General features: G+C 59.0%; 21 protein-coding genes. 9 read left to right on the forward strand and 12 right to left on the reverse strand.

From position 1 onward, the window contains the following. Positions 1-88: 88 nt before the first annotated feature. Positions 89-1,483: an MFS transporter gene (locus REA38_RS09210; protein WP_230120688.1), complete on the forward strand. Its 1,395-nt coding sequence runs from the start codon at positions 89-91 to the stop codon at positions 1,481-1,483. A 91-nt stretch (positions 1,484-1,574) separates the two neighbouring features. On the opposite strand, the gene REA38_RS09215 is transcribed toward REA38_RS09210, so the two are convergent. The 5 genes from REA38_RS09215 to REA38_RS09235 form a co-directional block, all read right to left on the reverse strand. Next, complete coding sequence (locus tag REA38_RS09215; protein ID WP_033634513.1) at positions 1,575-1,976, reverse strand: VOC family protein; 402 nt, start codon at positions 1,974-1,976, stop codon at positions 1,575-1,577. 144 nt (positions 1,977-2,120) lie between these two features. Continuing rightward, entirely contained in the window at positions 2,121-2,315 is a 195-nt protein-coding gene (locus REA38_RS09220) for a ribbon-helix-helix domain-containing protein (RefSeq protein ID WP_038872997.1), read from the reverse strand. 80 nt (positions 2,316-2,395) lie between these two features. Further along, positions 2,396-3,184 (reverse strand): spermidine synthase, encoded by a 789-nt coding sequence (locus REA38_RS09225; RefSeq protein ID WP_033634514.1) that lies wholly within the window; start codon positions 3,182-3,184, stop codon positions 2,396-2,398. Between the two features lie 30 nt (positions 3,185-3,214). Further along, the gene (gene fabZ / locus REA38_RS09230; RefSeq protein ID WP_308885756.1) at positions 3,215-3,670 is read right to left on the reverse strand and encodes a 3-hydroxyacyl-ACP dehydratase FabZ; all 456 of its coding nucleotides are present in this window, start codon (positions 3,668-3,670) and stop codon (positions 3,215-3,217) included. A gap of 188 nt (positions 3,671-3,858) precedes the next feature. Then, positions 3,859-4,353, reverse strand: a complete 495-nt coding sequence (locus tag REA38_RS09235) for a TIGR00645 family protein (RefSeq protein WP_033648490.1) — start codon at positions 4,351-4,353, stop codon at positions 3,859-3,861. 215 nt (positions 4,354-4,568) lie between these two features. Between REA38_RS09235 and REA38_RS09240 the strand changes: the two genes are divergently transcribed. Further along, entirely contained in the window at positions 4,569-5,231 is a 663-nt protein-coding gene (locus REA38_RS09240) for a CPBP family intramembrane glutamic endopeptidase (RefSeq protein WP_086579825.1), read from the forward strand. 22 nt (positions 5,232-5,253) lie between these two features. On the opposite strand, the gene REA38_RS09245 is transcribed toward REA38_RS09240, so the two are convergent. Together REA38_RS09245 and REA38_RS09250 are read right to left on the reverse strand one after the other, a co-directional pair. Beyond that, positions 5,254-5,547: a SelT/SelW/SelH family protein gene (locus REA38_RS09245; RefSeq protein WP_197794384.1), complete on the reverse strand. Its 294-nt coding sequence runs from the start codon at positions 5,545-5,547 to the stop codon at positions 5,254-5,256. 126 nt (positions 5,548-5,673) lie between these two features. Next, positions 5,674-6,912 (reverse strand): FAD/NAD(P)-binding oxidoreductase, encoded by a 1,239-nt coding sequence (locus REA38_RS09250; RefSeq protein WP_308885758.1) that lies wholly within the window; start codon positions 6,910-6,912, stop codon positions 5,674-5,676. Between the two features lie 191 nt (positions 6,913-7,103). On the opposite strand from REA38_RS09250, the gene REA38_RS09255 reads away from it, so the two are divergent. The 3 genes from REA38_RS09255 to adhP all read left to right on the forward strand — a co-directional run bounded on the left by REA38_RS09255 (position 7,104) and on the right by adhP (position 10,417). Next, complete coding sequence (locus tag REA38_RS09255) at positions 7,104-7,889, forward strand: sulfite exporter TauE/SafE family protein (RefSeq protein ID WP_077791463.1); 786 nt, start codon at positions 7,104-7,106, stop codon at positions 7,887-7,889. 17 nt (positions 7,890-7,906) lie between these two features. Further along, a complete protein-coding gene (gene blh / locus REA38_RS09260; protein ID WP_033655034.1) occupies positions 7,907-9,196 on the forward strand; it encodes a bifunctional sulfur transferase/dioxygenase Blh in 1,290 nt (429 codons plus the stop codon). A gap of 204 nt (positions 9,197-9,400) precedes the next feature. Further along, on the forward strand, positions 9,401-10,417 hold the full coding sequence (gene adhP, locus REA38_RS09265) for an alcohol dehydrogenase AdhP (protein ID WP_033634519.1): 1,017 nt from the start codon (positions 9,401-9,403) through the stop codon (positions 10,415-10,417). 60 nt (positions 10,418-10,477) lie between these two features. Here adhP and REA38_RS09270 read toward each other — a convergent pair whose 3' ends face one another. Next, positions 10,478-11,998, reverse strand: coding sequence for an aldehyde dehydrogenase family protein (locus REA38_RS09270; protein WP_041035074.1), 1,521 nt, complete (start codon positions 11,996-11,998; stop codon positions 10,478-10,480). Between the two features lie 275 nt (positions 11,999-12,273). On the opposite strand from REA38_RS09270, the gene REA38_RS09275 reads away from it, so the two are divergent. Then, positions 12,274-14,037: a sigma-54-dependent Fis family transcriptional regulator gene (locus tag REA38_RS09275; RefSeq protein ID WP_308885759.1), complete on the forward strand. Its 1,764-nt coding sequence runs from the start codon at positions 12,274-12,276 to the stop codon at positions 14,035-14,037. 53 nt (positions 14,038-14,090) lie between these two features. Here the strand turns inward: REA38_RS09275 and REA38_RS09280 are convergent, their stop codons facing one another. Beyond that, entirely contained in the window at positions 14,091-15,008 is a 918-nt protein-coding gene (locus tag REA38_RS09280; RefSeq protein WP_308885760.1) for an ABC transporter substrate-binding protein, read from the reverse strand. A 149-nt stretch (positions 15,009-15,157) separates the two neighbouring features. Here REA38_RS09280 and REA38_RS09285 point away from each other — a divergent pair, with 149 nt between their 5' ends. Next, a complete protein-coding gene (locus REA38_RS09285) occupies positions 15,158-16,354 on the forward strand; it encodes an MFS transporter (protein WP_308885761.1) in 1,197 nt (398 codons plus the stop codon). Here the strand turns inward: REA38_RS09285 and REA38_RS09290 are convergent. Then, on the reverse strand, positions 16,351-18,444 hold the full coding sequence (locus REA38_RS09290) for an EAL domain-containing protein (protein WP_308885762.1): 2,094 nt from the start codon (positions 18,442-18,444) through the stop codon (positions 16,351-16,353). The genes REA38_RS09285 and REA38_RS09290 overlap by 4 nt on opposite strands. 933 nt (positions 18,445-19,377) lie before the next feature. Here REA38_RS09290 and REA38_RS09295 point away from each other — a divergent pair. Next, positions 19,378-20,817: a serralysin family metalloprotease gene (locus tag REA38_RS09295; RefSeq protein ID WP_308885763.1), complete on the forward strand. Its 1,440-nt coding sequence runs from the start codon at positions 19,378-19,380 to the stop codon at positions 20,815-20,817. A 98-nt stretch (positions 20,818-20,915) separates the two neighbouring features. After that, a complete protein-coding gene (locus REA38_RS09300; protein WP_308885764.1) occupies positions 20,916-21,230 on the forward strand; it encodes an AprI/Inh family metalloprotease inhibitor in 315 nt (104 codons plus the stop codon). 86 nt (positions 21,231-21,316) lie between these two features. Here the strand turns inward: REA38_RS09300 and REA38_RS09305 are convergent, their stop codons facing one another. Together REA38_RS09305 and REA38_RS09310 are read right to left on the reverse strand one after the other, a co-directional pair. Next, positions 21,317-21,613, reverse strand: coding sequence for a DUF1330 domain-containing protein (locus REA38_RS09305; protein ID WP_033655039.1), 297 nt, complete (start codon positions 21,611-21,613; stop codon positions 21,317-21,319). Position 21,614: 1 nt separating this feature from the next. Beyond that, positions 21,615-22,289, reverse strand: a complete 675-nt coding sequence (locus REA38_RS09310) for a GntR family transcriptional regulator (protein WP_033648296.1) — start codon at positions 22,287-22,289, stop codon at positions 21,615-21,617. Positions 22,290-22,574 lie beyond the last annotated feature (285 nt).

A 22,574-nucleotide genomic window follows, 5' to 3' on the forward strand; every position in this document is an offset into this window, starting at 1 on the left:
ACGCATGGATACAGTGCATACCGTGCGTCTTCCGCCATTCCAACCCCTGACATAGGCTAATCCTCAGTCTATGTCAGGAGTGTTTACCATGTTATCCCATCCTTCGCCGCAGGGCGTCCGCGGCATACTGGCCGCACTGTCTCTGAGCATGCTGCTGTCATCGCTCGGCATCAGCATCGCCAACGTTGGGCTACCGGCGCTCGCCGCCGCGTTCCATGCTTCGTTCCAGGCGGTGCAGTGGGTATTGCTCTGTTATTTACTGGCCGTCACCACCTGCATCATCGGCATCGGCCGCCTCGGCGACAGCCTTAATCGCCGCCGCCTGCTGCTGGCGGGCATCGCGCTGTTTACCGCCGCTTCGCTCGCTTGTGCGCTGGCCCCGCAGCTTTGGCTGCTGCTGGCGGCGCGCATGGCGCAGGGGCTGGGGGGCGCGGTCATGATGTCGATCGCCATGGCGCTGGCGGGCGAAGCGCTGGGCACGGATAAAATCGGCCGCGCGATGGGGCTGCTCGGCACGATGTCGGCAGTGGGCACCGCGCTGGGGCCGTCGTTGGGCGGCGCGCTGATCGCCGGTTTCGGCTGGCGGGCGATGTTTCTTATCAATCTGCCGCTGGGGCTGCTGGCGCTGTGGCTTGCCTGGCGATACCTGCCGAATGGGCCGCACCCGGCAGCGCGCCAGGAACCGTTCGATCGCGCCGGTACGCTGCTGCTGGGCGGTGCATTGCTCTGCTATTCGCTGGCGATGACCCTTGGGCGCGGCAACTTCGGTGCGCTCAATCTGGCGTTGATGCTGGGGGCGCTGTTGGCGGGGGCGCTGTTCATCGGCGTGGAACGCCGCGCCGCATCGCCGCTGTTGGCGCCGGCGATGTTCCGCCACCCGGCCCTGACGGCGGGGCTGGCGGCCAGCGCGCTGGTGATGACGGTCATGACCGCCACGCTGGTGGTCGGGCCGTTCTACCTGTCGCGCGCGCTGGGGCTAAGCGCAGCGCAGGTCGGGCTGGTGATGTCGGCGGGGCCGGCGGTGGCGATCCTGACCGGCATTCCGGCCGGTTATCTGGTGGATCGTTTCGGATCGCAGCGCATTGGCCAGTTTGGGCTGGCGGCGGTGGCCGCCGGGGCAGCGTTGCTGTCGCTGCTTAACCGCTGGGGCGTGCTCGGCTATGTTGGCCCCATCGCGCTGCTGACCGCCGGCTATGCGCTGTTTCAGGTGGCCAACAACACCATGCTGATGAAGGATCTGTTTCCCGAACGGCGCGGGCTGGTCGCCGGCATGGTGAACCTGGCGCGCAATCTTGGGGCGATCACTGGCGCTTCGGCGCTGGGGGCGCTGTTTTATCTGGCTTCGCAGCGGGTGACGGGCGCCGCCGCCGCCGCGGCTTACGGCATGCAGGTGACCTACGGCGTGGCGGCGCTGTTGGCGTTAGCGGCGCTGCTCATCGCCTTCGGCGGCCGCCGCCTGATGCTGCGTTACGATTCGCGCTGAACCGCGTAACGTGCTTGCGCGAACCCGTTGTCCGATGGGGTGACGGCGATGAATCCGGTCACGCCGGTGGCGATATGAACCGAACATTTCATCAGGCGAGATCGCCCCGGTACACCACATGGACCTTGTTGCCGTCGGGGTCGCGCAGGTAAGCGCCGAAATAGCCCTTGCCGTAATGCGCGCGTTCGCCGGGCTCGCCTTCACCGCTGCCGCCCGCCAGCAGGCCGGCGGCGTAAGCGCGTTTGACCTCCAGCTCATCGGCGGCGAGAAACGCCAGCATGCTGCCGTTGCCGGCGCTGGCGGGTTGCCCGTCGAAGGGTTGGTAAGCATAGAAACGCGGCAGCGTTTGGCCCGGCATCACCCAGCAGCGGGCGGCGGGGCCGCCGTCCGGCGTCACTTCCCGCCGCTGTAATCCCAGCGGCAACAGGATGGCGTCGTAGAAGGCGGCGGCGGCGTCCAGATCGCTGACGCCGACGGTAATATGGCTGAACATGGCGCTTCCTTTCCGAAGAGAGAGTATGAACGCATAAAACAGTAGCAGCGATATTGCCGAATGGACAGACCGCAACGGAGGATTCGGATTAGGGACGCGCGCAGGGGAATAGCGCGCTTCACGGTATGCGGGGCAGGCCGCCGCTCAATTGCTCTCTACGCGCGGGTTGGCGTGAGTCGGCTGGCTGGGATAGTCCACCTGATGCTTATGCAGGTAATCGCGGATCAGCTGGCGCACCACCTGGGAAGGGGTGACGTCCTGCTGCAGGCACAGGTCTTCCAGGGCTTTTTTCTTGTCCGGGTCAATCAGCACCGTTAGCCGCGCCGTTTTCTTTTCCATCAGGATCCTCCAGAGAATGATAACTGAATGATAATACCATGTGGGCGAAGCGGCCAGCCAGACCGCGTCGCCGCCCGTCTTTAGCGGAAATGCAACCGCTCTATTTTGCGTGACAGGTAGCCGAGTTCGCAGTTGAACAGCTCGCCGCTGCCGGCGGCCAGGCTGCGCAGCGCGCTCAGCGGCAGCGTCACCTGGGCCGGCGTGGCGTAAATGATCACGTTGCCGCTGGGGGCGACGCAAAACAATACGGTGCCGAATATTCGCTGCAGGCTGTGGTACAGCAGGCTGTTTTCGTCAGGCAGATCGTGGTAATTGAGCACCAGCCAGCCCCCGTCGTTCAGCCGCGCGGCGCAGTTTTCCAGGAAGGTCTGGGTGCCTTGCTGCGGATCCATGGCGAACGCCGAATAGAGATCGGAGAAGATCAGATCGTAGCGCGTCTCGACGGGCGGGCGCACGAAGTCCATGGCGTCGGCGGTGCGCAGGCTGATGGTGTCGGTGGCCGGCAGCGTAAAATAGCGGCGCGCGACGGCGATCACCGCAGCGCGCAGCTCGACGACGTCGAGGCGCATCGCCGGATCGAGCGCGTGCAGCGCGCGCAGCAGACTGCCGCCGCCCAACCCCAAAATCAACGCCGAGCTCGGCGGTTGCCAGGCCACCGCCATCAGCATCGCTTTGATGTAGTTGTGGATCGGCTGCGCGGGGTTGCTGAGGCTCATCTTGCTCTGTTCGCAGATGCCGTCAAACCGCAGCGTGCGGTAGTCCTTGTGATCGGAAACGATGATTTCGCCCCAGGCGTCGGCTTCGCGAGCGATCACCTGGCCGCGCGGAGAGAAATCGAGGGTTCTGAGTAAGCTGTCAACCAGAGACATGGTATTCGCAGGGCTCCTTTGGCAAGCGGCCTATTTACGGGCGCACATGAAATCGGCGGTGCAAATGCGCCGGCCATCGATGCTGGCGCGGCCGGTAAAGCGGGCGATCGCCCCGCGCCGACGAACAAAAGCGACCTCCATCAGCACCTGGTCCCCGGGGCGGGCGGCGCGATAAAACCGCGCGCGCTGAATGGCGGCGAAATAGTAATGCTCCCCCTCATTCAGCGCCCCGAGATAGTAGTGGGCCAGCAGACCGGTGCTTTGCGCCAGCGCTTCCACCAACAGCACGCCGGGAAATCCGGCGAAGTACGCGTGGCCGTTCCAGAACGTCGGCTCATTGGCGGTGATGTTCTTGATGGCGCTCAACCGCCCTTCGGCAATGCAGGTGCCGGCGGGCAGCACGCGATCGACCAGCAGGCAGGGATAACGATGAGGCAAAATCGCCTGAATATCGTTGAATTGCAGGGGGTGACCAGTCAATGGCATGAGAGAGCGTGATCCTGTCTGCGGCGAAACCGGTGCGAGGGCCGGCGTTCAGTCCATGATGAGTGTAATAACATTATAATAAAATTATCATCAGATGTGCCAGATGAAAAAAACGACGGCGCAGAAACAGGCGAAGAGAGGAGCGAGAGGGAGGCACCCGATCCTGGCGATCGGGTGTGGCAGCGCGTTTAGTGCTTGGAGCGGGTCACTTTATCCAGGTAGCCCATCACGAAGGCGGACAGCACAAAGGTAAGGTGGATGATCACATACCACATCAGCTTGTTGTCCGGCACGTTCTTGGCGTCCATAAACACCCGCAGCAGGTGAATGGAGGAGATGGCAACGATAGACGCAGCAACTTTGTTTTTCAGCGAGGTGGCATCCATTTTGCCCAGCCAGCTCAGCTTTTCTTTCCCTTCGGTGATATCCAACTGCGAGACGAAGTTTTCATACCCGGAGAACATCACCATCACCAACAGCCCGCCCACCAGCGCCATGTCGACCAGCGACAGCAGGGTCAGGATCAGATCGGCTTCGGCGATAGAAAAAATGTTGGGCAGGACGTGCAGGATCTCCTGAAAAAACTTGATCGACAGGGCGACCAGAGCCAGTGAAAGGCCGACATAAACCGGTGCGAGCAGCCAACGGGAGGCGTACATCGTGTTTTCGAGCAAGCGTTCAATCATAAAAATTTATTAATTACGTGGCTAAAAGAGCGCTCAGTATAACTCAGGAGACCCGGGCGAAATCAACCGCGTGCCAATGGCTTGGAGAAATTTGCGAATGTACGTTTGCTTCGAACGGGTTCATGACAATGATATCGCATGGGGATAAACTGCCGCGGTCTCTTGCCTTGCTACTGTTCCGTCAATCGCTGCTCAAAACTAAGGATGGTTAGATGGTCGACAATGCGTTTATCGCGAGAACGCGAGCCGTCAACGGCTGCTTTTCCATGTTTTTGCTGATGTTCCTGATTACGTTTATTCCGCTGTTCCTTGAGAACAGAGCCGCCTTGATGCGACAAGGGCTATTGCTGCCGCTGCTGTATGGAATGGAATTCGTCGCTATCTTTTCGTTATACCTGCTCTTTTTCCGCCGCAGAGAAGGATTGGGCAAAGGCGAGGTTAAGCGCAGCGATTTTGCACTGCTGCTGTTCGCGCTGTTGGTGATTCAGTTTATTTTCCCGCGTTTGATGGGCGTGGAGAAAACGGAAACCTGGGTGACGGAGCAGGTGGCATTGCCCGGCGAGATTTTGGCGCTCAATGCCGCTTTGTTGATTTTCGTCGTCCCCGTCTATGAAGAGATCGTATTTCGCGGCTGTCTGTTTAACGCACTGATGTATTGGTTTAACGACAAGGTGCTTTGGGCCGCGTTAACGGTGTCTGTCATCTTTGCCGTTTTGCATACCCAGTACACCGATTGGCGCACATTGGCAGCTCTGGTGCTCATCTCGCTGGTGTTGACGGCCGCTCGAGTCAAATCCAAAGGGATCTATTTGCCCATCGGGCTGCATATGACCATGAACGGCGTCGTGATGGCGGCCAGCTATGCGTTAAGCTGAAGCCGTGCTTACCGCCCGATTTTCAGTGCCGGGCTTTTTTACCGTCGCTGTGGCCGAGAGAGCGTTCGGGGAAGCTGTGATCGCGCAGCCGTTGCTTTAACTGCGCCGCATCGGGGAAACCGCCGTCAATCTTGCGATCCCAAATCATTACGCCATCGACGCTGATTTGATAGATCCCGCCGGTGCCCGGCATCAGGGTGACGGAGGCGAGATCGTCGCCGAAGGTGTTCAGCAGCTCTTGCGCCATCCAGCCGGCGCGCAGCAGCCAGTTGCATTGTGAACAGTAGTGGATCGTAACGGCGGGGGCATTTTTCATCGATGATCGACCGGTAGTGGTAACGGCTTGCAATCAGCCTGAGGAACCTGCAAACGATGGTGGCCTCGTCTCGCCAAATAGTCAAGCGTCTGCAGCGGCAGGAATGAGAGGGGGGCCGAGCGCGCGTCACGGCCGCTTGCTGCTGGCAAACCATTCAACCCCACGCAGCATGCCCGCCCAATAAAACCGGGGTAAAAACCAGGCTTTCAGCCACCAGGCCAGACGGCTGGGCTGGGTGGCGTCGAGCAGCGGAAACGTGGGCAGCAATTTACCGTCATAGCCAAACTCCGCCAGCACAACTTTGCCTTTCTCAACCGTCAATGGACAGGAACCATAACCATCATAATGGGCAGTGAGAGGCGCGCCCTGAATCAGCGCCGCGACGTTTTCAGCCGCCACCACCACCTGCTTGCGGGCTGCCGCCAGGGTTTTGGCATTTGGCGTCGAGCAACAGTCGCCTACCGCAAAAATATCCGGCCAATGCTTATGCTGCAGCGTCGATTTATCCACATCGCACCAGCCGGCACCATCAGCGAGGCCGCTTTGCGAAATAAACGCCGGGGCCGATTGGGGCGGCACCACGTGGAGCATATCGAAGGGCAGAGTTAACTCGCGTTTTCCTTCTTCATTTGTCTCTACGGCAAATGTCGCTTGCCGCTTCTCGCCATCAACGCGGATCAAATGATGACTGAAATTGACCTGTGCTCGGTATTTTTCCAAATACTCGGTCAGCGGGGGAACAAATTGCGGAATGCCGAAAACCGCCGCGCCCGCAAGGCAGAAATTGACGTTAATATTATTCAGGATGCCTTGGCGACGCCAGTAATCGCATGATAGATACAAGGCTTTTTGCGGTGCGCCGGCGCACTTGATGGGGAGCGGTGGCTGAGAAAATATCGCCTGGCCGCCTTTCATTTCGCGGACCAGTTGCCAGGTATATTCGGCAAGATCAAAGCGATAATTAGAGGTGACGCCGTTTAATCCCAGGGTTTCTTCAAGGCCCTCTATTTTATCCCAGCGTAAAATCAGTCCGCATGCAACAATAAGAAAGTCATAGTTTATTTTCCGCCCCTGGCGGGTCTCGATGTATTTTTGACTGGGCTCAACCCTGACCACGCTATCCTGTATCCATGCGGTGCCTGAGGGCAGAACGGCATGCATGGAGCGCCGTGTTTTCGTGATATCAAAGAGCCCGCCACCCACCAGAGTCCATGCCGGTTGATAATAATGACAATCGTTAGGCTCCACTATCGTTATATCGATGTCTTTAACTCGCTTCCTTATGCTTGCCGCGATACCTATTCCGGATGAGCCGCCGCCAATAATAACGACGCTTTTCTGGGGGTTTATTTTTTCTGGTTTCATGCAGGCCTCCTTTCATAAGAAAGTAGGGGGTTGTCGCCCAGATTAAAAGCGAATTCATAGAACTTGTGGTTATATAAAAAATCACATATTCCATTTAGCTATATGTAATAACAAATCGAAATAAGTTATTTGACATTGCCGGTGAACTGATCGTTAATAAATGGCATGAGCATCATTAAGGGATTAACGCAGTGGATTTTTTCCATTTCAGTTTTTATATCGTGATGCTGTTAGTGGTCACCGGGGGAATTGTGGGATTTCTCCTGGCTCTGACCGGCGGCGGCGGCTCAATCGTCTGCGTGCCATTATTGCTGTATATGGTGAAAGTGCCGGATACGCATTTGATTATAGGGACCAGCGCCATGTCTGTGGCCATTAACGCGCTGATCAACCTGGCCGCGCACGCCTCCAAAGGCAACGTCAGGTGGCAGACCGGGCTTGTCGTTTCGCTGCTCGCCGTCATGGGGGCTCTGGCCGGCTCTCAGATGGGAAAAATCACGGACGGACACTACATAACCCTGCCTTTCTCCCTGTTGATGCTGGTGGTCGCCGGATTGACGCTGAAAAGAAATCCCCTTGCCGGCAACCCCTTGCCGTCCTCCCATTCTGCCGTTCATCCCGCCATCGTATGGCCCAGCGTTCTCGCGCTGGGCGGGCTGGCGGGCTTTCTGGGCATTGGCGGCGGATTTTTGGTTGTGCCGGCGCTGGTCTGGTTTTTTCGCTTCTCGATGGTTGAGGCGGTGGCAACCTCACTGGTGGTCGTGGCGGCCATGGGGCTGTCGACCAGCGCCAGCTACGCCATGTCCGGAAAGGTGTCGCTCGCCATTACGTGCTGGCTCATCGTCGGCGGCGTTCTGGGGGGCGTGGTGGGGGTGGCACTCGCCGAGCGCCTGAAAAAACGCGAGGGCATTATCAACGTGCTCTATGCCCTCATGCTCCTGGCGCTGGCCCTGTATATGTTATTTAAAAGCCTATGAAACGGAAGGAAAAAAACATGCGCATCCGCACTTACCACCCTCAGCTCTCCTTTTCGGGCGCGCCCGAAGCGAGTGATTTCAAGGCGCTGTCTCATCAGGGCTACCGCCTTATCGTCAACAATCGGCCGGACGAGGAGCCGGGGGAGTATCTTGACCATCAGCAAGAGAAAGCGTTGGCTGAACAAGGGGGGATGCGCTACGTCTATCTCCCTTATACGTTCGATACGCTGACCTGGGAGACCGTTTACACCTTCCAGTTTCTGTTGCGGCAAGGCAAGAAAACCCTGGCGCACTGCAGAAGCGGGGCTCGCTCTGCCTGCCTTTCCCTGCTGTATGCGTTGCGCGAAGGTCAGATAGATGAAGCGCAGTTTCGCCGCCAATGCGACGAATACGGCGCGGACGCCGATAAGGCGCTCAGCTGGTACGGCAAGCATCGGTCCGTGCGGGCCACGGCGGAAGTTCACGCGTTTTATGAGCCGGAAAGCGGCAGCCTGCAGTATGTGGTTGCCGATCCCGAGGCGCGCCGCTGTGCGATTATCGACCCGGTGCTGGATTTTGACCGCCGATCGGGCACGGTCTCGCATCAACAGGCCAAAGATATCCTGAATTTTATCCATCAACGGGGGTGGGGAGTGGCCTGGGTGCTGGATACGCACCCGCACGCCGATCATTTTTCGGCTGCCACCTGGCTGGCGCAGAAAACCGGCGCCTTCACCGGCATCGGTGAAAAAATTACCGCCGTTCAGGGGCTGTGGGAAGAGATCTATAACTTAAAAGACCTGCCTGCGGCCAATACCGTCTGGGATGCGCTGTTCGCGGACGGCGACGTCTTTTTTATCGGCAACCTGCGCGCTGAAGTCCTGCTGTCTCCCGGGCACACGCTGGCGTCCGTCACTTATTACATTGCGGATGCGGCGTTTATCCACGATACGTTCTTCATGCCGGACAGCGGTACCGCAAGGGCCGATTTTCCTGGCGGCAATGCGGAAGCCTTGTGGGAGTCATTGCAGCGGATCTTGAGCCTGCCGGCGGATACCCGCCTGTTTACCGGCCATGATTACCGCCCGGCGGGGCGTGAGGCCCGCTGGGAAAGCACCGTGAGAGAGCAGCGCGAGAACAATCCCTGGGTGGTCAACATGGATAAATCCCGCTTTATTGCGCAAAGAAAGCAGCGGGACGCCACGCTGCCGCACCCGGAACTCATGCTGATGGCGCTGCAGGTCAATATTCGCGGCGGCGTGTTGCCTGACTGCGAAGACGATGGGCAACGCTACCTGAAAATTCCCGTGAATCGATTTAAGCGCTGAATCAAGCCAGAGGTGCGCGATCGTTCGCCGCCGCTGCGGTCAATGCGAATGAGATCGCGCCCGTCTGTTAATTGTTTTTTATGAAATAATCATGCTGGTTCATATTTAATTATTTGTTTTTACACAAATCATGCGGCGCTTGCCCTCACCGAATACAGTCACTACATTAACAACTGTACTTCCCACTCTGCTAAGGAAAACACCATGAAAGCTGCCGTAGTGACGAAAAACCATACCGTAGACATTCAGGATAAAGTGCTGCGCCCGCTGAAGCACGGCGAAGCGGCGTTGAAAATGGAGTGTTGCGGGGTGTGCCACACCGATTTGCACGTGAAAAACGGCGATTTCGGCGAGGTGCCGGGCATTACGTTGGGGCATGAGGGCATCGGCGTGGTCTCCGCCGTCGGTGAGGGCGTCACCTCGCTAAAAGTGGGTGACCGCGCCAGCGTCGCCTGGTTTTACCAGGGTTGCGGCCATTGCGAATACTGCGTCAGCGGCAACGAAACCCTGTGCCGTTCGGTGAAAAACGCCGGCTACAGCGTTGACGGCGGCATGGCGGAAGAGTGCATCGTGGTGGCGGACTACGCGGTGAAAGTGCCGGACGGGCTCGATTCTTTCGCCGCCAGCAGCATCACCTGCGCCGGCGTCACCACCTACAAGGCGGTGAAAATTTCCGATATCAAGCCGGGGCAGTGGATCGCCATCTATGGCCTGGGCGGGCTGGGCAACCTGGCGCTGCAGTACGCCAAGAACGTGTTTAACGCCAAGGTGATCGCCATCGACGTCAACGACGGCCAGTTGGAGTTCGCCAAACAGATCGGCGCCGATCTGGCCATCAATTCCAAAACGCAAAACGCCGAGGAGATCATTCAACAGCAAACCGGCGGCGCTCACGCGGCGGTGGTGACGGCGGTGGCGAAAGCGGCCTTCAACTCGGCGGTCAATGCGGTGCGCGCCGGCGGTAAAGTGGTGGCGGTGGGGCTGCCGCCGGAGAGCATGGATCTGAGCATTCCGCGCCTGGTGCTGGACGGCATTCAGGTGGTGGGTTCGCTGGTGGGCACGCGCGAAGATCTGAAAGAGGCGTTCCAGTTCGCCGCCGAAGGCAAAGTGACGCCGAAAGTGACCAAGCGGCCGCTGGGCGATATCAACGCCATCTTCGACGAGATGAAGGCGGGCACCATTCGCGGTCGCATGGTAATCGATCTCGGCATGGCGAAGTAACCGTTGCTAAACTAAAAAGGAAGGCCACCTGCGGGTGGCCTTCTGGTTGTTACGCCCGGCTCAGAACAGGCCCAGCGGTTTGGCGTCGTAGCTGACCAGCAGGTTTTTCACCTGTTGATAGTGCGACAGCGCCGCCTTGTGGGTCTCGCGCCCGATGCCGGAGTTCTTGTAGCCGCCGAACGCGGCGTGCGCCGGATAAAGGTGGTAACAGTTGGTCCACACGCGCCCGGCCTTGATCGCGCGGCCCATGCGATAGGCGCGGTTGATGTCGCGGGTCCACAGCCCGGCGCCCAGCCCGAACTCGGTGTCGTTGGCCAGCGCCAGCGCTTCGGCTTCATCTTTAAAGGTGGCGACGCCGATCACCGGCCCGAAGATCTCCTCGCGGAAGAAGCGCATGCTGTTGTTGCCGGTAATCAACGTCGGCTGCAGGTAGAAACCGTTTTGCAATTCATCCCCATGCTGCGTGCGTTTGCCGCCGGCGAGGATGTTGCCGCCCTCATTCTTGGCGATGTCGATGTAGGACAGGATCTTATCGTACTGTTCTTGCGACGCTTGCGCGCCGAGCATGGTGTCGGTGTCGAAGGGATCGCCCTGGCGGATGGTGGCGATGCGCGCCAGCACTTTTTCCATAAACTGCGGATAGATAGATTCTTCAATCAGCGCGCGTGAAGGGCAGGTGCAGACCTCCCCCTGGTTGAAGAAACCGAGCACCAGCCCCTCAACCGCCTTGTCGATGAACTCCGGCTCCGCCTGCATGATGTCGGCGAAATAGATGTTGGGCGATTTACCGCCCAGCTCGACGGTACTGGGGATGATGTTTTCCGCCGCGCAGGCGAGGATGTGGCGGCCGATCGGCGTGGAGCCGGTGAACGCGATCTTCTCGATGCGTTTGCTGCGCGCCAGCGCTTCGCCGGCCTCGGCGCCGAAGCCTTGCACCACGTTGAGCACGCCCGGCGGCAGCAGATCGCCGATCTCTTCCATCAGCACGCTGATGCCGAGCGGGGTCTGTTCCGCCGGTTTCAGCACCACGCAGTTACCGCCCGCCAGCGCCGGCGCCAGTTTCCAGGCGGCCATCAGCAGCGGGAAATTCCACGGGATGATCTGGCCGACCACGCCCAGCGGTTCATAGATATGGTAGGCCACGGTGTTCTGGTCGATCTCCGCCGCGGTGCCTTCCTGCGCGCGCAGGCAGCCGGCGAAGTAACGGAAATGGTCGACCGCCAGCGGCAGATCGGCATTCAGGGTTTCGCGGATCGGTTTGCCGTTGTCCCAGGTTTCGGTCAGCGCCAGCATCTCCAGCCGCGATTCGATGCGATCGGCGATCGCCAATAGCACGTTGGAACGCGCCTGCACGCTGGTTTTGCCCCAGGCGTCCGCCGCCGCGTGCGCCGCGTCGAGCGCCAGCTCGATGTCCTTGGCGTCGGAACGCGGGAATTCGGCGATCGGCTGGCCGGTCACCGGCGAGGTGTTGGTGAAGTAGTTGCCGGATACCGGTTCGACGAATTTGCCGCCAATGTAGTTGCCATAGCGTTTGCGGAACGAAACCAGCGAGCCAGGCAAACCGGGGTGGACATATTTCATGTTAAGCACCTCTCTGCAGATGAAAATCAGCGCTATTGGGCTGCGCCTGTGAATGCGGCATGCCGCCGCAGCACAGAGAAGCACGGCGCGTGCCAGATTAACGAAAGGCGAGAATGATGACAAAAAGGGCTTATTTATTAGCGTGTTAAAAAATGATGTGGCTTAGCGAATCGGGCGATTCCGCCGCCGTCGGTGTTTTTTTGTGTCCCGTGTCGCAACGCTTGATACACATCTGTGATACATATTTGCAACACTCGCAAACGGGGGAGAAACGCATGTTGCCTGACGACCGCTTGCCCACCGAGGGCGCCAGTCCGCTGGCGGAATCCTGGCAGCGCAGCCGGGGTTACGGCCTGACGCGCGCCGATCGCCATATCCCGTTTATCAAAGCCGGACTGCTCGAAGAGCTGCGCAGCCGCAACGACTGGGTACCGCAACGGGTACAGCCGCTGATCGAGCAGCTGGGCGCGCAAATTACGCGCCAGCCCGCCATTGTGGTGATCGCCGACGCCGACGGGCTGGTGCTGGAAACCCGCGGCAATACCGACTTTTTGCACAAGGCGTCGCGCTTTGCGCTGGCGCCGGGCAACCAGTGGGGAGAAGCGGAGCGGGGCACCAACGCCATCGGCACCGCGCTGGCGCTGGGCGCGTTCTGCGAAGTGCGCGGCGGCCAGCATTTCCTCAACCAAAACGCCGGGTTGAACTGCACCGCCGCGCCGATCTATCGGCCGGATGGCCGCATTGCCGGCATACTGGATCTCTCCGCCCCCGCGCAGCGGCCGTACCGCGATGCGCAGCGCCTGATCATGCAGGCGGTGCGGCATATCGAACACCGCTGGGTCAGAAGCGCGATCGCCGATCGTCACTGGACGCTGCGCCTGCACGCCGATGCCGGTCGTCTGGGCAGCGCGCAGGAGCTGCTGCTGGTGTTTCACGACGAAGTGCTGGTCGCCGCCAATCGGCTGGCGATGATGGAGTTTCAGCTCTCGCCGGCCGCATTCGGCTCCGTCGAGTTCGCCCAGCTGTTCCCCGATCTGTTGCGACAGCCCTCCGGCGCGCCGCGTCAGACGCTGGCCGGCAATCAACGGCACTATTATTCTCTGCTCGAGGCGCCGCAGCGCCGCGTCAGCGCCCTGCGTTCCACGCCGCCGGCGGAATGGCATGACGAGCAGCATCAGAAAGCGCTGCGGATCCTCAACGCCGGCCTTTCGCTGTGCGTGACCGGCGAAACCGGCTGCGGTAAAGAGCACTTCAGCCGACGCCTGTTTCAAGAGAGCCGCTGGCGCAACGGCAACTTCGTGGCGATCAACTGCGCGGCGCTGCCCGAGCCGCTGATCGAATCCGAGCTGTTCGGCTATGCGCCGGGGGCGTTTACCGGCGCCAACCCGAAAGGCTATATCGGCAAGATCCGCGAGGCGGACGGCGGCGTGCTGTTCCTCGATGAAATCGGCGACATGCCGGCGGGCCTGCAAACGCGGCTGCTGCGGGTGTTACAGGAAAAAACGGTCATGCCGCTCGGCAGCCGCAGCGCTTATCCGGTCGATTTCGCGCTGGTCTGCGCCACGCACCACGATCTGCATCGGCAGGTTGAGGCGGGGGCGTTTCGCGAGGATTTGCTGTACCGCATACAGGAATACAGCCTGCGCATTCCGCCGCTCCGAGAGCGGGCGCAGCTGGAGGCCTTTATTATGCAGCTGTGGCGAGAGCTGGGCGGTGAGCGGCGCGACATTCGCCTGCTGCCGGAAGCGTTGGCGATGCTGGCGCGCTACCCGTGGCCCGGCAACGTGCGGCAGCTGTTGAGTACGCTCAAGGTGCTGCTGGCGCTGGCGGACGATCATGCGGTGCTCACTCTGGACGATCTGCCGCAGTCCATCGCGGTGCTGGCGCCGCACCAAGAGAACGCCGATACCGGCCTGGAGGCGCTGCAGGCGGCAATCGACAGGGCGGGCGGTAACCTCAGCCTGGCGGCCAAGGCGCTCGGCGTTTCGCGCAGCACGCTGTACCGCAAGCTGGGAAGGCAGAAAGCGGCGGCGGAATGACACTTCTCGATTGAGCGGCGATAAGGCTCCGCTGCGCGGAGCCTGTTGCTCTCTCAATCCCCCAGCCCCGGCGGGTTAATCTCCGAATGGGCGATCTTCTCGTCGCTCTCCGCCCAGCGATCCAGCACCTGCAGATAGCTGCCGTTGGCGATGGCGCTGTTGAGCGATGCCTGCACCGCATCCACCAGGCCATTGCCTTTCTTCAGCGTGACGGCGATGTTGGCGGTCTTCGGCCAGCCGCCGGGCACGATGCCTACCAGCCGGGTTTTGCCGGTCAGCCGCGCCTGATAAGCGCCGGAGACGTTGGGGCCGAAGGTGGCGTCGGCGCGGCCGGACTGAATGGCCAGCGTGGAGGCGGCCTTGTCGGTGACGTACACTGGCTGCAGCGGTGCCAGCCCCTTGGCGCGGTTCTCCTTGTCCCAGGCCAGCAGCACCGCTTCCTGATTGGTGCCGGAATCGACGATGATCTTTTTACCGGCGATATCCGGCGCGGTGTTGATCTGGGTGATTTTACTGTCGGATTTGACGTAGAACCCCAGCGTATCCTGGCGATAGGTGGCGAAATCGAATTTGGTCTTGCGTTCGTTGGTTACGGTGATGTTGTAAACCGCGGCGTCATATTTGCCGGAGGCCACCCCCAGCGGCCAGTCTTCCCACGAGGTGGGCACCAGCTTGAGTTTCAATCCCAAGCCGTCGGCCACCAGGCGCGCGATGTCCGCCTCGCTGCCGATCACCGTTTTATTGTCGCGGGCGTACAGGCCGAACGGCGGGCCGCTGCCCAGCAGGGAAATGGCCACCGTCAGCGTGCCGGGTTCCACGAACCGGAAGCCGGCGGGGATTTTGGACACGGCTTCGGCGCTCTTCACCGTGTGGATCGGCGTTTCGTTGGCGACGAGATCCACCCCTGGCGCGGCCGCGGCGGAAAAGCTCAGCAGCGCCGCCATCACAATCATCTTTTTGCTATATATCATTATGTTAATTACCTTCATTATTATGGGTGTCACAAGGTCGTTGCACTATCTCTAAAGGCGGCAGATCTGTGAACGAACAAAATCAACTATCCAATCTTGGAAATGTCATGAAGCGCCGCCGGTGGCGCTGAATCTCTCGAGGATGAACCATGTCGTCGCGTTTCGCTACGTTGGGCCGCATACCGCGCGGCGTGTGGGTATTGGGTGGGGTGAGTCTGTTGATGGACGTCTCCTCGGAAATGATCCACAGCCTGCTGCCGCTGTTTATGGCGACGACGCTCGGCGCCAGCGTGATCGTCATCGGGCTGATCGAAGGGCTGGCGGAGGCGACGGCATTGATCGTCAAGGTGTTCTCCGGCGTGCTGAGCGATTACCTCGGCAAGCGCAAAGGGTTGGCGCTGCTGGGCTACGGGCTGGGCGCCATCAGCAAACCGTTTTTCGCCATCGCGTCGTCGTCCGGCATGGTGATGAGCGCGCGCCTGCTGGATCGCGTGGGCAAAGGCATCCGCGGGGCGCCGCGTGATGCTCTGGTGGCCGACGTGACGCCGCCGGAGATTCGCGGCGCGGCCTTCGGGCTGCGCCAGTCGCTGGATACCGTCGGTGCCTTTTTAGGGCCGCTGCTGGCCGTCGGCCTGATGCTGCTGTGGCACAACGATTTTCGCGCCATCTTTTGGGTGGCGGCGATCCCGGCGGCGCTGGCGATTGCGCTGCTGTTTTTTGGCCTGAAAGAGCCGGCCGCCGCGATAACCCACAAGCGCACCAACCCGATCACCCGCGCCAATCTGCGGCTGCTGGGGCGCGGCTATTGGTGGGTGGTGGGTATCGGCGCCGTCTTCACGCTGGCGCGCTTCAGCGAAGCGTTCCTGGTGCTGAAGGCGCAGCAGGGCGGCACGCCGCTGGCGTTGATCCCGCTGGTGATGGTCGCCATGAATCTGGTCTACGCCTGCTCGGCCTATCCGTTCGGTAAACTGTCCGATCGCATGAGCCATGAAGGATTGCTGAAAGCCGGGCTGCTGGTGCTGATCGTCGCCGATGTGGTGTTGGCGCTGAGCGATCATTGGGGCGGGGTGCTGTTTGGCGTGGCGCTGTGGGGCGTGCACATGGGCATGACGCAGGGACTGTTGGCGGCGATGGTGGCGCATACCGCGCCGGCGCACCTGCGCGGCACCGCGTTCGGCATGTTCAATCTGATCAGCGGCGTGGCGCTGCTGCTGGCGAGTCTCGGGGCCGGAACCCTGTGGGAGCTGTTCGGTTCCGCCTCCACCTTCTACGCCGGGGCGCTCATCTGCGTGGTGACGCTGGTTGGCATGCAACTGGCGCCGTTCGGCGAACGGCGGGGCGCTTAACGGCCGTCGACAAGTTGCGGCATCGCCTGCAGCAGCTCGGGCACCCGCTGGGATTCCACAGCCCGGCTGAACAAATAACCCTGGCCGATATGGAAACCGGCTTCGCACAGCGTTTGCCGCTGCTGCTCGGTTTCCACGCCCTCGGCGATGATATCGATCGACAGTTTTTGGCCGAGGATGTCGATGCTTTCCACGATCGCCAGGATCGCCGGTTCGGTATTCATCCGTTGAACGAAGTCGCAGTCCAGCTTAATGCAGTCCAGCGGGTAATCCATGATATGGCTGAAGGAGGAGTGGCCGGTGCCGAAATCGTCCAGCGCGATGCGGATGCCCATCTCCTTGAGCATTTGCAGCGCGCGCAGCACGTACTTCGAGCCGTGCTTGTTGAACGCGTGTTCGGTCACTTCCAGTTCGATCAGAGGGTGGGGAATGTGGAACTTCAGCAGGCGCTGCAGGAAGGTTTCGGCGTAGTTGTCGCGTAAAAACTCGATCGGCGACACGTTCAGCGAGATGGGCCGCACCGCCACGCCGGCCGCGCGCCAGCGGGCGATATCGGCGAAGACCTTCAGCTGCATGGCCTCGCTGATCTTGGTCGCCAGCTCGTAGTCGTTGAACGCTTCGCTTACCGTTGCCGGCAGCTGCACGCCGTTGATCGGGCAGTGCCAGCGCAGCAGCGCTTCAAAGCCGACGATGCTGCCGTCGGTCAGGCAGACCTTCGGCTGGTAGCTGGGACGGATGCAGTTGTCGCGCACGATCTGGCGCGCGTAGTTGAGCTGGCTGGCGCGGGCGCGCGCTTTGTCCATCATTTTGCGGTCGAACATATAGACACCGCCGCGGCCGCCGTCTTTCAGCTCATACAGCGCGGTATCGGCGCATTTCATCAGTTCCGAAGCGTCGCGCGCGTCTTTGGGGTAGATGGCGCCGCCAAGGCTCATGCCGCAATGCAGCGTCTTGCCGCCGTGGGTGATCGGCGTCTCCAGCTGCAGCAGAAACTTGTTGGCGATGCGGAAAATATCCTGCTCGTTTTCGACGTCGCTGATCACCACGGCAAACTCGTCGCCGCCGAGGCGGGAGACGAACGAGTGCGCATTCATGCAGGCGCTGAGTCTTTTACCCAAGATCCGCAGCAGATGGTCGCCCGCCGCGTGGCCCAGCGTGTCGTTCACCAGCTTGAAGTGGTCAAGATCCAACAGCATCAGCCCGAGGGACTTGTTGCCGTGCAGGGCGCGCTTCATCTCTTGCTTCAGCTTTTTCTTGAAGAGGCGCCGGTTGGGCAGGCCGGTCAATTCGTCATATTCGCTGGCGAGCAACAGACGTTGTTCCATCACGCGCTGCGAAGTCACGTCGCGCGAGACGCACAAGATCTCGGCCACGGCGCCGTGTTCGTCGCTGACCGGCGTGAGAATGTTGTCCCAGTGCTGTTTTTTACCCTGCGGCGTCACGCTCAATCCGGTGAAGCGCGCATTCTTTCCGGCTCTGACGCTGCGCAGCGCCTTACTGCCGCGGCGCCGGATCTCGGGCGACAGCAGCCCCAGCCAGGGCATGCCAAACTCTTTTTGCGCCGGATCAAGGCCAAGGGCCAGGCTGCCGGAGCGGTTCATGTGGCGCAGCGTGCCGTCGTGATTGATCACTTTGATGCAGTCGACGCTGGCGTCCAGCATGTCTTGCTGGATAGAGAGCGCCTGAACGTTTTGCTGGCGCTGCAGCATTTGCGGATGGATGTCGGTCGCCGTGAGGTACCAGCTGAGCTCCAGCGCCATGCCGTCCTGCCGGGCGTTGAACGCCAGCATAAACCAACGGTAGGCGCCGCTGCGATCGCGCAGGCGGGCTTCGCCGGCGAACGAGGAAAGGGCCACGATCGCCTGGCGCCATTGCGCGGCCAGCCGCTCGCGATCGTCGGGGTGCAGGGCATCGAGCCAGTCGGCGGCGCCGTGTTCACCGGCGATGGCGCCGGTATAGTCGCGCCACTGTTTATTGAAGTAACCGCCAAGGCGGTTGCCGAAGCAAATCAGGCCGGGCAAGTCGTCTACGATTTCGCCATAGAGATCAATCGGATTTTTGTTATTGCTCTGCTTGGGCAACAGGGTCATGCGGTATTTCCTCGGAAAATTACCCATATTCTCGCTCTAGGGCAGAGCTTCTTTCAATATAGTCTTGCCAATTAAAATGGGAATAGCCAGCGGGCGCGGCTAAAAATCGGCCCGCCAGCATGGAATACATCCCGCGTGAACGCATTAGGAATACTCCTGTTATTTATAAGCATCCCTTATATTGCAGCGAAAAATAAGTAATCGGACCACGCCGCGTTATTGCCGTGAAAATTAATCATTCCTGATGTTTCTCTGTGGCCAAATGTTCAGTCGCCATGATGTACTTCCGAACGGTATTCTGCCTGCTCTATGCGGTAACACTGACAAAAACCTCAGTCCAGACGGTGGTAAACGCCATTTTATGCACTCTGCAACGCCCGTCATCGCCCGTTCACTGAGGCTTAGCGAAAAAATCATGATGCAAATCAAGAAATGTTTTGTTTCATCTGTTGACACTTTGCTTACGTGTGAGATAGCCTCGCGAATGCTAATCATTAGCAAAACTGGATGGTGGCGCAAATGCATTCACGTAATTTTCTTCGGGTAACGGTTCGGATAACAGGCAACGGTCACAACACGAGACCACGTCTGCTGTGGTCTCTGGCAACGAGACAATGCATCGAACGGCCGTTGTCATCCGCCCCTTTGAGCGGCATCTCAACTTAGCCTCAACGCGCGAACTCTGGAATCAAACCCTTGCCGGATCAATGCGCCTATTATTTCCGTGCATTTTGCACGGACATATCGCGATCTCACGCAGTTGCATCAGTTCTCAATCATGGGTAAGGAGGCATCGGGTAGTTAAAAGTCAATTGTAAAGGGATAGGCAAAAAGAGTGGGGCGTATCGGGTGATCGCTATTCTCAGGATCTTGATTATCCCCAAGGGACATTTCGGATGTCATAGCAATACTAGCTACTTTGTGGAGAAAGTTATGGGTAATACCATGAATGGAAACGAAACGGGTTGGGACAGCGTTAACGATCTTATTCACTACCATGAGCGCGGGAATGGCCTGACGATAAATAACAAACCGTCTTATGACATAAATCAGGCGGGGTTGCAGATCGCGCGCGGCGATAAAACCTGGAATGGCGTACACGTCACGGGAAAAGAGGCGACGGTGACCTATTCCTTCCCGGATTGGGATTATAACGAACTGAACCTGGGCCACCGCTCCCCGGAACGTGATACGGGGCTGAGCGCGTTCACGCAACAGCAACAAGAACAGGCGAAGCTGTCTTTGCAATCCTGGGCCGATGTTGCCAACATCAAATTTGTCGAAGTTGCCGCAGGCCAACCCTCCAATATTACCTTTGGCAATTATGAGGGGACAGGACAAGCGTATGCCTTGAAACCGTTCTCATATAATGGCAATGATTACAGGGGGTTCAATTCTGATGGGCAAAGTTGGTACAACATTAAGAATCACTCCGAAAATTTGCATCCTGAGCTAGGTAATTACGGTCGCTTAACCATTACCCATGAAATTGGCCATACTCTCGGGTTAGATCACCCGGGCACTTATAATGCGGGGCAAGGCAGCCCAAATTATACCAAGGCAGTTTACGCCGAAGATACCCGGCAGTTTAGCGTAATGAGTTACTGGAATGAATCCATTACCAACGCGGATCATGGCCATTACTATGCCGCTGCGCCGCTGGTTGATGATATCGCGGCCATCCAGCATCTTTACGGCGCCAATATGACCACCCGAACCGGCGACACCGTTTACGGGTTTAATTCAAATACAGGCCGAGACTTCTATACGCTCAACGACAGCCACGACAAACTGGTGATGTCTGTTTGGGATGCAGGCGGTAATGACACCCTTGATTTCTCGGGGTATAGCCAAAATCAACGTATCAACTTGAACGAAGGCGCTTTCTCCGACGTCGGGGGATTAAAAGGGAATGTTTCCATCGCCGCTGGCGTCACCATCGAAAACGCGATAGGGGGCTCAGGTAATGACGTCATTGTTGGGAATCACGCAGACAATACGCTAAAAGGCGGCGCCGGCAACGATGTCATTTACGGTGGAGCGGGCCAGGATCAATTATGGGGAGGGCAAGGCAACGACATTTTTGTCTTCTCTGATGTGAATGACTCGCCTGTTCGGGCTCCTGATACCATTTGGGACTTTGAGTCAGGCAAGGACAAGATCGATCTGTCCTTCTTCAACCAGGGCCCTAAAGGCAGTGATTTCATTCAGTTTGTCGATCATTTCAGCGGGCAGGCCGGTGAGGCGCTGGTATCCTATGATACCCAGAGCAATCTGAGTGAATTGGCCTTCAATATCCATGGCGGTGCAAATCCAGACTTCCTGGTGCACATCGTCGGGCAGGCCGATGTCGCTGTTGACTTTATCGTGTAAAACGGCAACGGTGGGCGATGATGCCCACCGTTTCGCATGGGCCAGCTATGTGCAAATTTATTCTTGTCGGAATAATTTTCTTGTTTTCAGGAGCCTCTATGGCAAGCAGTCTGGTGTTACCTTCCGCCGAAACGCTATCCGGGCAGTGGACGGTCAGTGATAAATCAAAGTCTTGTGTTGTGCAGCTCAACGCGGAGAATGTGGAATCGGCCGGCGGCTATAGCCTGAAATTTTTATCTGATTGCACGCCCGACGTCTTGTCGCAAGAGCCTGTGGCGTGGCGTCCTGCTCCCGATGGCATTGCGCTGTTGGACAAGGATGGGCTGACCGTACTTTTCTTCTCTCAGGAAGACGATCATTATCGCAGCCAGATCTGGGCTGAAACTGGGAAGATCCTGAAGAGAAATAACTAGCGGAAAACGCCGGCTTGACCCGGCGCTTCTGAACGCGGTTATCACGCCTCACATCACCCAGCCTCCGCCGTAACGGCGGGGGCTTTTTAATGGGCGGGCGGCAAGCCGTCGACGATGGTAATCATGGCTTCCGCCACGTGGCACCGCTGTTGTTTCGCCAACTGATAGGCCGGCGAATGGTAGCAGGCCAACGCGGTGGCGTAGTCGTCGAATTCGATCAGCACATGTTTCACAAACGATGGGCCTTCCAGCGTTTGCGCCTGTTCGCCGCGGGCGAGAAAACGGGCGTTGAACTGGCGAAACGCCTGGGGCGCCAAATCCATGTAATGCTGATATTGCTGCGGATCTTTCACGGTAACATGGGCGATCCAGTAAGCGGGCATCTCAGGACTCCTGTTGCAGAATGCGCTTGGCCAGCGCGGCGGCCTCGGTCAGGTGATCGATGACTTCTTGCCTGGCCTGCGTCGGATTGTTTTGTTCGATGGCGTGATAAATGCGCGTCATGCGCTCGAAGCCGGCCAGCTGGCGCTCCGGGGTCTTCAGGGTCAGGGCGCGCAGGCGGCTGATGCGGCTGTTCAGGCGTTGAACGATTTCCCAGGCGATGGCGTGATGGGCCACTTGGAAAATGGTTTCATAAAAGGCCTGCGAGGCTTCAACGCGCTGAATATCGTCCTGCCCGGCCGACGCCTGATTAATCGCAATTAATTTTTCATGCAGTTTCTTTTTATCTTCCGGCCCGGCTTTCAGGGCGCAGTCGTGAGCGGCATCCTGTTCAAGCAGCAGGCGAATAGTATAAATCTGCTCGGCAATTTCCCAGGTCAGAATAGCGACAATCGGCCCTTTCTTGCCGAGCGTTTCAATGAGCCCCTCCGCTTCGAGATAACGGATCACCTCGCGCACCACGCTGCGGCTGACGCCCAGCTCCTCGCACAGGCTGCGTTCCACCAAACGATCGCCGGCCTGAAAATACCCTGAGATAATCGCCTGCCTAATTTTCGCCAATGCCAATTCGCGCAAGGTGACCGGTGCATTCTCAATCTTCAATGACGCCTGAACCATAATTGTCTCTATTTTTGTGGATCATCATTAATCCGGATAACGACGCGAATTCCCGTTTGCCCGGTACTATTAACATCTTTCCAACCTGCAAAGCAACGGCGGCCGATTTCGCGCCGCATCGCCAAAACGGTGAATGTTGCCGCAGTGCGTATTCTGCCGAAGTTGAACGGTTATTCCGGGGGAACGTGAACGCGTTATTTCCTAACGCGCCCTAACTTCTTTTTATTACACCGACCGTTCACTTTCAGTCAACCTGTGCCAGTCGTTTTCTCATCGACTCGCCTT

This window comes from Serratia sp. MF1(2023) (genome assembly GCF_030954545.1).
In the GTDB taxonomy this organism is placed as follows: Bacteria; Pseudomonadota; Gammaproteobacteria; order Enterobacterales; family Enterobacteriaceae; genus Serratia; species Serratia sarumanii.